The organism is Mesorhizobium sp. P2_E7 (assembly GCF_056403855.1).
Genome location: NZ_JBFUER010000010.1, coordinates 67,280 through 80,412 on the forward strand (window position 1 = coordinate 67,280; position 13,133 = coordinate 80,412).

Sequence of the window (13,133 nt, forward strand, 5' to 3'; positions counted from 1 at the left end):
CTTGGACGGACAGAGAGGCTGTTTGGATGCCTGGCGGTAGAGAGTGTCTCTCCATTGTGCCCCGTTGGCAGACAGATTCTCCGGGCTTATGTCGACGCCGGGAGCAGCTCGGCTACCGGAAGCACGATTTCTTCCTTCACCGTCTTGGTGACGATGTAGGTGAAGTAGCGGTCTATGCCGATCTCGCGCGCGAGCAGGCCGTCCACCAGCCGCTGATAGGCGTCGATGTCGCGCGCCATCACCTTCACGACATAGTCGACACCGCCTCCCACCGCCCAGCAGGCGACAATCTCGGGAATGTCGCGGATGGCACGTTCGAAGCGATCGAAATCGGCCTGTCGATGGCTGGCCAGCGTCACCTCCATCAGCACCGTGGCAACCGGTGCCACGATCCGCATCGCGACCCGCGCGTGGTAGCCCGAGACGATGCCGGCTTTCTCGAGCTTGCGCAGTCGCATCCAGCATGGCGTCGGCGACAGACCGACCCTGTCGGCCAGCGCCAGCTTGGTGATGCGCCCGTCGCGCTGGATGGCGTCGAGGATCTTGAGGTCGATCGGGTCGAGTTTTGCGGATGGCATAAGGGTCCACTTTTGTCAGCATCACCATGACGGCGCGCGATTTCCATTGTCAATTGCGCCGACTTATCCGACTTTCAGGGCACGGCCTGCGGCACATCGATCTGAACGCGCCGGTATGCGGCGGGCGTGACGCCGAGCTTGCGCTGGAAGGCGCGCCGGAAGGTGTCGACGTCTGAAAAGCCGCACTGGTCGGCGACGAGTTTTGGCGCCGCACCCGTCTCCAGCAGGCGCTGTGCCGCCTCCACGCGGATCGCCTCGACCCAGGCCGAAGGTGTGACGCCGACCTCCTGGCGAAACAGCCGGGCGAAGTGGCGCGGGCTCATGCCGGCGCGCCCGGCAAGCTGATCGACGCCATGCTCTCCAGCCGGGTTGGTGATGACCCAGCGCTGCACCTGCTGCAACGCCGAGCGCCCGGCCGGGCTGCCGGCGCCTTTGCGGCTATACTGGAGCTGGCCGCCGTTGCGGCGGAAATACATGACCAGCTGCGCCGCGACGCGGCGCGCGACATCGACGCCGAGATCCTCCTCGACCAGCGCCAGCGCCAGATCGAGCCCGGCGGTCACCCCGGCTGCGGTCCTGATCTTGCCGTCGCGGACATGGATGGCGTCGACATCGAGCAGCACCTCGGGAAAGCGTTCGGCAAATCGGTCGGCGCCCGCCCAATGGGTGGTGGCGCGGCGGCCATCGAGCAGGCCGGCCTCGGCCAGCAGGAAGGCGCCGGTGCACACCGATCCATAGCGCCGGGCAGAGGTACTGGCGGTGCGCAGCCAATCGAGCACGGGCGCGCTGCTCGTCGTCTGCGCCAGATGCGGCGCGCCTGCCACCAGCAGCGTGTGGAAGCGCGGCATGCCGGCCTGTCCGATAACGAAATCAGGCAGCAGCCTTGCCCCCGATGAGCAGCTTACCGGGCCATCCGCCGCTGCGACGACCGAGATGGCATAGGCTTGCCGACCCGCCTGCAGATTGGCTTCAGCAAAGACATCGAGCGGGCCGGAGACATCGAGCAGCTGCGCGCCGTCCATGGCGAGGATGCCGATCCGCAAGGCCATCATTCCGTTCCCGTCAACCTTGCTGCCACGTCCGCATTGTCAGTGATTTGGCAGAAATCGTCGTGACTAAACAATTCCTGCCATAGCCGACAAAGCCTAGTTTGTCATCTCCCATCAACAGGAGAGGACATCCATGGCCACCATTCCCGACGGCGCCGCCATACCCGACAGCAAGCTGGCACGCGCCATCACCAGCTTCATCCGCGACACCGAAACCGAACTGCTCTTCAACCATTCGAGCCGCGTCTATCACTTCGGCGCGCTGGCCGGCGTCCATCGTGGGCTCACTTTCGATCGCGAACTGCTTTATGCCGGCGCGATGTTCCATGATCTCGGCCTGATGCCGAACCACTCGAGCAAGCGAGAGCGTTTCGAGGTCGACGGTGCGCACGCCGCGCGCGACTTCCTGCGCAACCACGCCATTCCCGAAGAAGATGCCTACACGGTCTGGACCGCGATCGCGCTGCACACCACGCCGGGCGTGCCGGTACACATGCATCCGGTCGTGGCGCTGGTGACCGCCGGCGTCGAGATGGACGTGCTCGGCCTCACCCACAAAGAGTATTCCGACGTGGAGCGCGAGAGCGTGGTGTGGGCCTTCCCGAGAACGCCCGGTTTCAAGGAGGACATCATCCAGGCCTTCTACGACGGCATCAAGCACAAGCCCGACACCACCTTCGGCAACGTCAAGGCCGATGTGATTGCTGACAAGGAACCGCATTTCCATCGCGGCAATTTCTGCTCGGTGATCCGCAATTCAGCCTGGCGGTAGCGGCAGCGCATCGTTGACGCGCAAGATCGGGATTGGCGGGCAGTCGGTTGAGCAGCATTTTTCCCGGGATTGGCGTCGTCGATGCGATGACGGTATCTTGCGGTGGCGGTGTTCGTTGAGCCGCGGATCGGCAAAGCGCGAGAGGATCGATGATTGGTGGCGAGGAAAGCTTCGGGTGTGAGCGTTGCTGGCCGGCATCGCCTGGTGACGCCTGGAAGGCCCGCGCCAGCCTGTCTCACCAGGCCACGGTCATCGACGAAGCACATTTCATTGCCTCGTTGCTCGGCTGCCCCGTCTGTTCCCAGCGCTTCGTTTCAGTTTTCGCCGAGTCTATCGACTGGGTTGGCGGCGAGGACCCGCAATGGTGGGTTCAGCTTCCGCTGACGTCGAGCGAAGCCACACAGCTGACACGCAAGGATGCGCGCGTGACGGAGTCCGATCTTGCCGGTCTGGCCGCCGGCAAGCGCTCTCTGATCACCGGCTTCCCCAAGGGCGGTGTCGAAACATGCGCCTGGGGCACTGGGTTGTCCATTGGCTGGCATGACTAGTAGCGCAGGCGGCTTGTCGACGCGCTTGGTCGCGAGATCAATGAGACGCTGCTGGTGGCGGCTTTCCGCGCGACCATCCGCTGCGTGCGGGTCCGGCGTCCGTCTCCTTCACGTCGCCTTGCCGGCCGGCGCGGCTGTGTCTTCCTCGGCAATGTCGTCGAACGAGGCGTAGTTCATGTTGTAGAGCCGGGCATAGAGGCCCTTGGCCGCCATCAACTGCTCGTGGTTGCCGCTTTCGACGATCTCGCCATTCTGCAAAACGATGATGCGATCGGCGCCGCGGATGGTGGCGAGCCGATGGGCGATGACCAGCCCGGTGCGGCCCTCCAGCAGCGTGACCAGCGCCTTCTGGATCAGCATCTCGGTGTAGGAATCGATGCTGGCCGTGGCTTCGTCCAGCACCAGGATCTTTGCATCCGCCACCAGCGCGCGGGCAAAACTGATCAACTGGCGCTGGCCGAGCGAGAGATTGCCGCCGCGCTGCTCGAGCTCGGTGTCGTAGCCGTCGGGCAGATGCTCGATGAAGTCGTGCGCACCGACGGCTTGTGCCGCGCGCACCACTTCTTCGCGGGTGGCCCCGGTCTTGTGGTAGCGGATATTTTCCAGCACCGTGCCGGAGAACAGGAATGGCTCCTGCAGCACCATGGCCACCTGGTCGCCGAGCGAATCCTGCGTCACGTCGCGGACATCGTGGCCGCCGACCAGCACCTCGCCCGACCAGACATCGTAGAAACGGTGCACCAGCGCCATGCAGCTCGACTTGCCCGATCCGGTCGGCCCGACCAGGGCCACGGTCTCGCCTGGATTGACGCGGAACGAGACATTTTTCAGCACTGGCTGGTTCTGCCGGTAGCCGAAGGTGACGTTCCTGAACTCGACCGAGCCGTCCATGTCGCGCGTCAGCGCCACCGCGCCTTGCCTGTCGCTGACGTCGACCGGCACGTCGAGCACCTCTGAGATGCGCTGGCCCGAGGCCATGGCGCGCTGCATGACCGAGTACTGCATGGTGAGCGAGCGGATCGGGTCGAAGAAGCGCTGGATGTAGAACAGGAACGCCACCATGACGCCGATGTCGAGGCTGTGCGACAGCACCATCGAGCCACCGACGACAATGACCGTCGCCATGGCGATGCCGGTCAGCGTGTCGACGATCGGCACCATCACCTGCGCATATTTCGCCGAGGTCAGATGCGTCCTCAGATTGGCCAGCACCTTCTCGTCATAGAGGTCGAAATTGACGTGCTGGCGTTCCAGGCTCTGCACCGTGCGCACGCCATGGATGCCTTCGGCGAGCGCGCCATTGGCGATCGAATTGGTCTCGTGCGCGGCCATGAAGGCGACCTTGGCGCGTGGCAGCCAGAACAGCCGCACGATGAACAGCGCCGGCATGGTCGACAGCGTCAGCAGGCCGAGCCGGAAATCGAGCCAGAGCAAAACGGTGACGATGCCGAACAGCAGCACGATGTCGCCCACCGACATCACCGACGTCTCAAGGAATTCCTGCATCGAATTGACGTCGCCCTGCAGGCGCGACATCAGCCGTCCCACCTCGGTCTTGTCCATGAAGCTCAGCGAGACCCTCTGCAAATGGCTGAACATGGCGCGGCGCAAATCCGACAGCACATTCTCGGCCACCTTGCCGACGACGCTTTCCTGCACATAGCTGGCGCCATAGTTGACCAAGATGATCAGCGCGAAGGCGCCGATCGCCCAGTTCATCACCGAGCGGTCGGCCTTGCCTGCGGCCATGCCATGGTCGATGGCGTAGCGGATGACCAGCGGGATCGCCAGCTGCGTCAGCGTGAACACCAGCACCGCGGCAACCGAGATGAAGATCCGGCCCTGATACGGTTTCACAAAACTCCAGATGCGACGCACGATGCGCGGATCGTAGGCCTTGCCGAAAACCTCTTCCTCGTCGCGATGCGAGCCGACCACGGCCTTTGTCGGCCGGCCGCTGGTGTCTTCCTTCTCGTCGTCGTTCTGTGTCGACATCATGCGGCTCCCACGGCGACAGGCAGATCGTCTTCCGGCCGCAGCTGCAGGTCGTAGAGCGCGCGGTAGCGTCCCTTGAGCGCCAGCAATTCCTCGTGCGTGCCGCGCTCGGCGATGCGGCCGCTTTCGACGAACAGGATCTGGTCGGCATGCATCAGCGAGCTCAGCCGGTGCGAGATGATCAGCGTCACCCGGTCTTTGGCGAAGCGCTTCATCGCCGTGCGGATCCGCTGCTCGGTGCCGGCGTCGACGGCCGCGGTGGAATCGTCGAAGACCAGAACCGAAGGTCGCAGCATCAGGGTGCGGGCGATGGTCAGGCGCTGTCGCTGGCCGCCGGACAGAGAGGCGCCACGCTCGCCGACGACGGTGGTGTAGCCGGCCGGAAGGCCGATGATGTAATTGTGCAGCTGGGCGTATTCAGCGGCCTGGCCGATGCGCGTCTCGCGCGCCCACGGATTGCCATAGGCGATGTTGTTCTCGATCGAGGTGGTGAACAGGAACGCGTCCTGCTGCACGACGCCGACCGCCTTGCGCAGCGATTGCAGCGTGACCTCGCGGATGTCCTGCCCGTCGATGGTGATCGCGCCCGACGTCACGTCATAGAAGCGCGGGATCAGATGCGCGATGGTCGACTTGCCACTGCCCGGCGGACCGACAATGCCGACGGTTTCGCCGGACCTGGCCTCGAACGAGATACCCGACAGCGCCGGCCGCCCACCCGCACCCGCATAGCGGAAGCCGACATTGTCGAAGCGCAGCACGCCGTCGGTGACGACGAGGTCCTTGGCGCCAGGCGCATCCTGGATGTCGAGTTCGGCGTCAAGCAGTTCGAACAGCCTCGTGCCGCAGGTCGAGGCGCGGGCAAAGGAATTGACCATCAGGCCGAGCTGCCGCACCGGCATCTGCAGGATGGTCATGAAGGTGAGAAACTGGGCCAGTGTGCCGACGCTGATCTCGCCCGCGATCACTTTCTGGCCGCCGAACCACAGCACCAGGCCCATGGCGGCCAGGAAGGAAAAATTCATGGCGCTGGTGTTGGAGACTCGGATGTCGACGCGCTGATCGGCAAGCTCCAGCGCCGACTTTTTGGCCCGGTCGAATTTTTCAAGCTCATGTCGTTGCGCGGCGAAGGCGCGAACGACCCGGATGCCGCCGAGATTCTCGTCCATCACCCGGCTCAGCACCGACAGCCGCTCCTGCAGCGTCAGCCATGTGCTGCGCAGCCTGAGCTGGGTGACCGAGGACCGCCAGGCGACGAACGGCACGAAGCTCAGGCTGAGCAGCCCAAGTTCGAGATCGGTGCTGATCAGCAGGTACGAGCCGACGCCGATCAGCACCCCGAGCAGCACCACGCGCAATATGCCGGTGGAAAAGAACATGCGCACGCCGTCGAGGTCGAGCAGGCCGAGCGTGATCAGGTCCCCGGTATGCACCCTGTCGTGGAAGGAGAAGCTCAGCCGCTGGATCTTCTCGTAGAAGGCGAGCCGCAACTCATAGCCGGTGCGGTGGCCGACGGCCTCGCCGTAATAGTTCTGCGCCATGGTGAAGAGGCCGCGCAGGATCGAGACGACGAGCAGCGTGATCGCCGTCGTCCATAGGGCCTGTTCCGCCGCCGCGCCGCCGCCCGCTTCCATCACGCCTTGCGCCTGATCGATGGCGCGGCCGAGCAGGCGCGGGATGAACAGCTGCAGCGTCGCGGCGATGAAGGTCGAGACGATGGTGATCGCCACCTGCCACGGATGGCGCAGCGTCATGCGCACGATGCGCAACAGCGTGCTGAGGCCCTTGCCCCAGGACGCCTCCGCCACATGGGCAAACGATTTGCCGCGCTTCGCCGCGCCGCTGGCTGCATCCATTGCCAAGGAAAATATCCAATCCGGTCCGGACTTTAGCCCAGACGAATGAAAACAGACTCAGTTTCAGATGCTGCGATGGTACGCCTCCATTTTGGCCGTTCAAGGGCCAATGACGGCATCGCACTGTGCCTGAGGGCGGCGCATGACATATGAGCTGAGGCTAAGATTGCAGGTTTGGCTTGTGGCGCATTACGAGCCTTTGTCCCGCACGATCAGCCCGCCATCCAACCGCCATCCACCATCAGATTGATGCCGGTGACATAGCTTGCCATGTCGCTGGCGAGGAACAGCGCGGCGCCCGCGACGTCGTTCGGGGTGCCGAGCCGTGGCCAGGGCGTGCGGCTGTGTGAATAGGCGAGCGCGTCGGGGTCGTTGGCCACACCCGGCTTGCCGGTGATGATCTTGCCGGGCGCAATCGCATTGCAGACGATGAGGTCGCTGGCATGGTCGACGGCGATCTGCCGCGTCATCTGCACGATCGCGCCCTTGCTCACCGAATAGGGAAAATCACCGGGGCAGGCGACCATGCCGTGCTGCGAGGAAATGTTGATGATGCGGCCGCGCACCTCGTTGACCGGCGCCTGGGTCAGCATCTGCATGACGGCGCGTTTTGAGCAGTGGAAGAACCCCGTCAAATTGACGCCGATCACGCTGTTCCATTGCTCCGGTGTGGTCTCGACCAGATTGGTGCTGGTGTAGATGGCGGCATTGTTGACTATCACGTCGAGCCGTCCGAAACGCGCGGCCGTTTCGCCGACCAGCGCATCGACCGCGCTCCAGTCCGAAATGTCGGTCGCGACATGCATCGCCGTCCCGCCGCTCGACTGGATCAGGCCGACGGTGCTCTCGCCGCCCTCGATCGGCAGTTCGATCGTGTCGGCGACGATAACGACGGCGCCTTCGGCTGCGAACTTCAGCGCGATGGCGCGGCCGATGCCGGAGCTTCCACCGGTGACGATCGCGACCTTGTTATCGAGCAGGGGCATCTCTTCTCCTCAATGTTCCCGGCGCACGACTTTGCCTTGCCCCGAACCGGTCAGCACCTGATCGCGCACGATCTCTCGCCCGCGCAGAAACACATTGGTCAGCTGCGCCTTCACGCTCCAGCCGTCGAACGGCGTGTATCCCGCGCGGGAAACCTGCTCGGCGTTCGAGATGGAACTGGACAGGCGCGGGTCGACGATCAGCAGGTCGGCGTCGTAGCCGGTGGCGACGCGCCCCTTGCGCCGGCCGAGCCCGAAACGTTCGGCCGGATTGCGCGCGCACATGCGCACCACATCGGCATGAGTGATCAGCCCATCGTCAACGAGCTTCAGCATCACCTGCAGCAGCGTCTGCAGTCCAGGCATGCCGCCGGGGATATCGGCGAAAGCGGTGTAGGCCGCGGCCTTCTCGGCCGGCGCATGCGGCGCGTGGTCTGTCGCGACGATGTCGATCAGCCCACCCTTCAGCGCAGCGCGCAAGGCCTCGACATCCTGCCGCGACCGTAACGGCGGCGAGCCCTTCAGCCTGGGGCCGTGCGTCTCGTAATCGTCGGCAGTGAAGAACAGGTTCTGCGGTGTCGTCTCGACGCTGGCATCCGCCCGGTCGCGCAGCCGGCTCCACGCCTCGACACCCGGCTCCGAATTGATCTGCCGGACGTGGATGCGCGCCCCTGTCGCGGCGGCGGCAAGCACGGCGCGCGCGACGCCGCCGGCTTCGGCCAGCGGTGGCCGGCTGTCGAGAAAGGCTGCGATGGTCCCCGTCTTGTTGCGCTCATTGGCGCCGGTCAGCATCGACTGGTCGCCCGGCGAAATGCCGATCAGCGTGTCGGCATGGCCGAAATGCCTGAGCGCCTCGGCAACCGCGTCGAAATTGCGAAACCGGAAGGCCTCCGGCACGTCGGCGGTGAACACTTCGAACGACACCGGCGCGAGCGCGAGCAGGCCGGCAATGCGTGACAAATCGCGGCTGACCACGGCCTGGAAGCCGACATCGACATGGAGACGGCCTGTCGCCATCGCCATCTTGTCGGCGAGTTCTTCGGCGCTGGCAGTCCACGGCTCGTCGGTCGGCATGTCGAGCACCGTCGTCACCCCGCCAAGGGCTGCGGCATGCGTGCCCGAGGAAAAGTCTTCCTTGTGCGTCAGGCCAGGCTCGCGCAGATGCGCATGCGCGTCGACCAGGCCAGGCAGAAGCAGGCAGCCCGAGGCATCGAGAACCGTCGCGGCTTCAGCCGTTCCGCCGGGTGTGATCAGCGCCGCGATGCGTCCGCCGGCAATGCCGACATCGCGCAGCTCCTGCCTGTCGGCATTGACGATTGTCGCGCCCCTGATCAGCGTCTCGAACATACTTAGCCGCGCCGCTCGAAGCCGGCGTGGTTTTCCAGCCAGAAGCGGGCGATGTCCTCGCGCCGCATGAAGGCGGCAGCCGGTTTCGACTTCACATGCTCGATTACTTCGCGCAAGCCGGAGGCACGGTTGGGCTGGCCCATCCAGCGCGCATGGATGCCGATCGTCAGCATGCGGCCGCCGGTCTCGTCGGCTTCATCGAGCATGTAGTCGATGGCCGAGCGGCAGTCCTGCGCGAAGTCGCATGGATTGCTGTAGCCCGGCGCGACGAGATAGCGGCTGTCGTTGAGCGTCTTGGAGTAGGGCACGACCAGGATCTCGGTGCCCTGATGGTCCAGGAAGTAGGGCAGGTCGTCATTGCAGGGATCGGAGTGGTAGAGAAACCCGCCCTCGCGCACCAAAAGGTCGCGTGTGTTGACGCTGGGCAGCGAGCGGCAGTTCCAGCCCAGCGGGCGCCGCCCCATTAGCCTCTGGTAGAGGGCGATAGCCTCGTGCAGATGGCGCTCTTCCTCGCTGCGCTCCATCACCGTGTAGTCGATCCAGCGCAGCCCGTGGCCGAGCAGATCGTGCCCGCGCGCATTCATCCATGCGGCCACCGCCGGGTTGCGCTCCAGCGCGACGGCGCAGGCCGAGACCGTGATCGGGATGTCGTAGCGGTCGAACAGCCGGGCCAGGCGCCAGACGCCGGCCCGGCTGCCATATTCGAAATGGGTCTCGGTGCCGAGGTCGCGCACCGGCGGGCTGGAGGTGAGATTGTACTCGCCCCAATTGTCGTTGCGGCCGTCTTCGAGCCAGGAGTACTCCGAGCCCTCTTCGTAATTAAGCACCAGATTGACGGCGAGCTTGACGCCCCCCGGCCAGCTCATGAAGGGCGGGTTGGGGCCGTAGCCGACGAAGTCGCGCGGCTGCTGAAAATCGGTCGGCATCGCTCTGCTCCTCAAGCTTCGTTGGCGGCGATCCAGTCGATGTAATCGTGGAAGGCCTGCCTCGCCGGCGTTGGCCGCCAGCTGGTGTCGCGCTCGATGCGGGCAAGGTCGTACTCGCCCCACATGCCCGTCTTCAGCGCTGCCTTCATGGTGATGTTCGCCGTCTCTTGCGGGCTGACTTCGCTCTTCAGGCCGGGAATGCGCTCCTTGGCCCATCGGATGAAATCGCCGACCGTCTGCGTGCCGCCGCTGCCGATATTGTAGTGGCGGTAGCGCAAGGTCTCGGCATCGAGCAGCGCCATGATTGCCTTCGCAACGTCGCTCGACAGCACATAGTCGCCGAGCGGCTCGAGGCTGTTCGGCCGGATCGTCTCGTTGCCGAGCGCCATATGCGCGATGCGGTTCGGCAGATGGCGCACGTTGCGGCTGCCGGTGACGCGGTCCATCGGCCCGTAGACCGAGGACAGCCTGACCGAGATGGCCGACAGGCCGAACAGATCGGCATAGCGGTTGGTGACCATTTCGGCGGCGAATTTCGAAATGCCGTAAAGCGTCAGCGGCGCGACATAGCCGTCCTCGGGCAGCGGCTCGCCGCTCCAGTCAGGGCCGTTGTGGCGATAGACCGAACCGGAGCTGACATAGACGAAGCGCTTGATGCCGGGGCGGCCGCGGGCCCATTCCAGCATGCGCACCGTGCCCATCAGATTGACGTCGACGATGGCAGCCGGATCGTTGGCTTCCGGAGGCTGCGTCGGGTCGCTCGGGCGCGAATTCGGCGTCACCGTCGCGCCATGGACGATTGCCGTGATGCCATGCGCGTCAAGCGCCGCCGCCCACTGCGTGGGATCCAGTATGTCGGCGGTGAGCACGGTAAGGCGGTCGCGCACCGGCGCGAAGAATTTCTCCGCGATCGCGTCAAGCCCCGACCGGTCCAGGATCACGGCCCGGGCTTGTGGATCGCGGGTGAGCCATTCACGCGCAACCACGCTCATGACAAAACCGGTGCCGCCGGTGACGAGAAGCGTCATGGGATCTCCTGTAAAATCGACCTGAGGAATTCAGCGCGTCGCATAGCCGCCATCCACGAGCATGTCCGAGCCGGTGACGAAGGATGCATCCCGCGAAAGCAGGAAGGCAGTTGCCGCCGCGACCTCCTCCGGCTCGGCGATCCGGCCAAGCAGATGCGCCGGTCCGAGTGTGGCATTGGCCGCCTCGAAATCCCTGAAGCGGCGCAGCAGCCGCGTCGTTGCCACGGCGCCCGGCGACAGGCTGTTGACGCGCACCATGTCGGCCGCGTGGTCGACAGCCATGGCCTTGGCGAGATGGATCAGCCCGGCCTTGGCGGCGCAATAGGCAACCGCTTTGGTGGTTGCGACACGACCGAACTGCGAGCCGATGAATACCACCGATCCGCCGCCGCTTGCCGCGATCAGCGGCACCGCGAACTTGCTCATCAGGAAGGCGCCGGTCAGGCCGACATCGAGTTCGCGCCGCCACGCGCTCTCGTCGAGATCGACGACAGTGGCGCTGGTCGACGGTGCGGCGGCATTGTGCACCAGCCCGTCCAGCCGGCCGAATTTTTGTCGCGCGAACTCGACGGCGCCTTGGGCGGAACCGATCTCGGTCACGTCGCACTGGCGGGCGGCTGCCGAAGAGCCAAGCGTGTCGGCAAGTTGGGTTGCAGGTTCGAGATCGTAGTCGGCGCAGACCACCCTTGCGCCCTCGGCGATGCACCGCCTGGCGATCGCCGCACCGATGCCGCTTGCGGCGCCTGCGATCAGGATGACGCTGTCTTGCAGGCGGCTCATGGCGGTCGTCATCAAACGCGCTCCTCGACGGTCTGCACGATCTTCACTGCGACCGGCCGGCGCAGCAGATTATAGCAGGCAGCAAGCGTCACCAGCACTGCGCCGCCGCCCAGCAGCAGGAACATCGCCGGTGCGCCCATATGCGCCATCAGGCCGGCGGAAACGCCGGGAGTCGCCACATTGCCGATCGAATAGAGCAGAAGCAGCGTGCCGGAGGCGCCGACCATATGCCGGCTGTGCAGTTGCGAGGCGCCGAAGGCCATCGCTACCGGATAGATCGTCAGCGCCGTGGCGCCGTAGAGGAAGAACAGCACGAACAGCAGCGGCTCGGAAAAATTGCCGAGCCAGGCGATTGTGGCACACAGCACGACCGACAGCAGCCCTTGCGCCAGCAGGATCAGCCGCCGTTCAAACCGGTCCGACAGCCAGCCGACGGGCGTCTGCGCCAGCATACCGGCGATGCTGATGGTCGTCACGAGCCCGACCGTCGTCCCCGCCGACAATCCGATCTGGGTGCCGTAAATCGGCGTCAGCACGAAGATGTTCATGTTGGTGATGCCGCCCTGGAAGATGGCAACGACCGTCACCGGCGCCAGCCGGAACAGCGCCAGCGGGCCGAGGCGTTTGACGGGCGCATTCGCATGCTCCGGCTCGGCGGGAGAGGCAGGCAGCGCCGGCCAGCGTCCGCCGACGAATTTGGAAACCAGCGCCAGCAGCACCATCGCCGCCGCGACCGGGAACAGATGCGGCGATTGCGGCCCGACCAGCGCGACGAGGAGTTGTCCGAGCAGCACCGCGATCGCCGTCGTCAGCATGTAGACCGAGAACATCACGCCGCGATTGTGCTGCTCGGCATAGAGGTTGATCCAGCTCTCGCAGACGACGAACAGCGACGCCATCGACAGCCCGCCGAGCAGGCGAAAGCAGATCCAGCTCGGCAGGAAATCGGTGAAGACGAAGCCCGCCGCAGCCAACAGCGCCAGCACAAGGACACCCATGAAGGTGCGCTCATGGCCGTAATGGGCGACCGCCGGGCGCGTCACCAGGCAGCCGACGAAAAAGCCGACGGGATAGGCGGTAAGCACGATCTGGACGACATCGGGGGAAATACCGGGCTTGCCGAGATGCAGCGAGACGGCGGTGGTCAGCATGGCGCTGCCGATGCAGGCGAGACAGATACAGGTCATGATCGGCAGCAAGGCGCGCGAGCGCTCCGCGTTTTGCCATAGCCGCATCGCGGATTGGGCGATCGACCTCATGGCTGCGCTGCT

The 13,133-nt window shown here is 65.0% G+C and carries 12 protein-coding genes; 2 read left to right on the top strand and 10 right to left on the bottom strand.

Going from position 1 to position 13,133, the window contains the following annotated elements; genetic code table 11:
- Nucleotides 1–86 precede the first annotated feature (86 nt).
- The gene (locus AC1DYC_RS29610) at nucleotides 87–578 is read right to left on the bottom strand and encodes an Lrp/AsnC family transcriptional regulator (protein WP_477411229.1); all 492 of its coding nucleotides are present in this window, start codon (nucleotides 576–578) and stop codon (nucleotides 87–89) included.
- A gap of 74 nt (nucleotides 579–652) precedes the next feature.
- On the bottom strand, nucleotides 653–1,630 hold the full coding sequence (locus AC1DYC_RS29615; protein WP_477411230.1) for a GlxA family transcriptional regulator: 978 nt from the start codon (nucleotides 1,628–1,630) through the stop codon (nucleotides 653–655).
- A 130-nt stretch (nucleotides 1,631–1,760) separates the two neighbouring features.
- On the opposite strand from AC1DYC_RS29615, the gene AC1DYC_RS29620 reads away from it, so the two are divergent.
- The gene (locus AC1DYC_RS29620; protein ID WP_477411231.1) at nucleotides 1,761–2,399 is read left to right on the top strand and encodes an HD domain-containing protein; all 639 of its coding nucleotides are present in this window, start codon (nucleotides 1,761–1,763) and stop codon (nucleotides 2,397–2,399) included.
- A 149-nt stretch (nucleotides 2,400–2,548) separates the two neighbouring features.
- Complete coding sequence (locus AC1DYC_RS29625) at nucleotides 2,549–2,947, top strand: hypothetical protein (protein WP_477411232.1); 399 nt, start codon at nucleotides 2,549–2,551, stop codon at nucleotides 2,945–2,947.
- A gap of 108 nt (nucleotides 2,948–3,055) precedes the next feature.
- Here the strand turns inward: AC1DYC_RS29625 and AC1DYC_RS29630 are convergent, their stop codons facing one another.
- The 8 genes from AC1DYC_RS29630 to AC1DYC_RS29665 all read right to left on the bottom strand — a co-directional run bounded on the left by AC1DYC_RS29630 (nucleotide 3,056) and on the right by AC1DYC_RS29665 (nucleotide 13,121).
- A complete protein-coding gene (locus AC1DYC_RS29630) occupies nucleotides 3,056–4,942 on the bottom strand; it encodes an ABC transporter ATP-binding protein (RefSeq protein ID WP_477411233.1) in 1,887 nt (628 codons plus the stop codon).
- On the bottom strand, nucleotides 4,942–6,798 hold the full coding sequence (locus AC1DYC_RS29635; protein WP_477411234.1) for an ABC transporter ATP-binding protein: 1,857 nt from the start codon (nucleotides 6,796–6,798) through the stop codon (nucleotides 4,942–4,944). The genes AC1DYC_RS29630 and AC1DYC_RS29635 overlap by 1 nt, the downstream gene beginning before the upstream one ends.
- A 212-nt stretch (nucleotides 6,799–7,010) precedes the next feature.
- Nucleotides 7,011–7,784 (bottom strand): SDR family NAD(P)-dependent oxidoreductase, encoded by a 774-nt coding sequence (locus tag AC1DYC_RS29640; RefSeq protein WP_477411235.1) that lies wholly within the window; start codon nucleotides 7,782–7,784, stop codon nucleotides 7,011–7,013.
- A gap of 9 nt (nucleotides 7,785–7,793) precedes the next feature.
- Nucleotides 7,794–9,128: a dihydroorotase gene (locus AC1DYC_RS29645; RefSeq protein WP_477411236.1), complete on the bottom strand. Its 1,335-nt coding sequence runs from the start codon at nucleotides 9,126–9,128 to the stop codon at nucleotides 7,794–7,796.
- Nucleotides 9,129–9,130: 2 nt separating this feature from the next.
- The gene (locus tag AC1DYC_RS29650) at nucleotides 9,131–10,054 is read right to left on the bottom strand and encodes an allantoinase PuuE (RefSeq protein WP_477411237.1); all 924 of its coding nucleotides are present in this window, start codon (nucleotides 10,052–10,054) and stop codon (nucleotides 9,131–9,133) included.
- A gap of 11 nt (nucleotides 10,055–10,065) precedes the next feature.
- Nucleotides 10,066–11,082 carry an NAD-dependent epimerase/dehydratase family protein gene (locus tag AC1DYC_RS29655; protein WP_477411238.1) on the bottom strand — a complete coding sequence of 339 codons (1,017 nt, stop codon included), beginning with the start codon at nucleotides 11,080–11,082 and terminating at the stop codon, nucleotides 10,066–10,068.
- A gap of 30 nt (nucleotides 11,083–11,112) precedes the next feature.
- Nucleotides 11,113–11,874, bottom strand: a complete 762-nt coding sequence (locus AC1DYC_RS29660; protein ID WP_477411239.1) for an SDR family NAD(P)-dependent oxidoreductase — start codon at nucleotides 11,872–11,874, stop codon at nucleotides 11,113–11,115.
- The gene (locus AC1DYC_RS29665) at nucleotides 11,874–13,121 is read right to left on the bottom strand and encodes an MFS transporter (protein ID WP_477411240.1); all 1,248 of its coding nucleotides are present in this window, start codon (nucleotides 13,119–13,121) and stop codon (nucleotides 11,874–11,876) included. Before AC1DYC_RS29665 ends, AC1DYC_RS29660 begins: the two co-directional genes overlap by 1 nt.
- Between the last annotated feature and the right edge of the window lie 12 nt (nucleotides 13,122–13,133).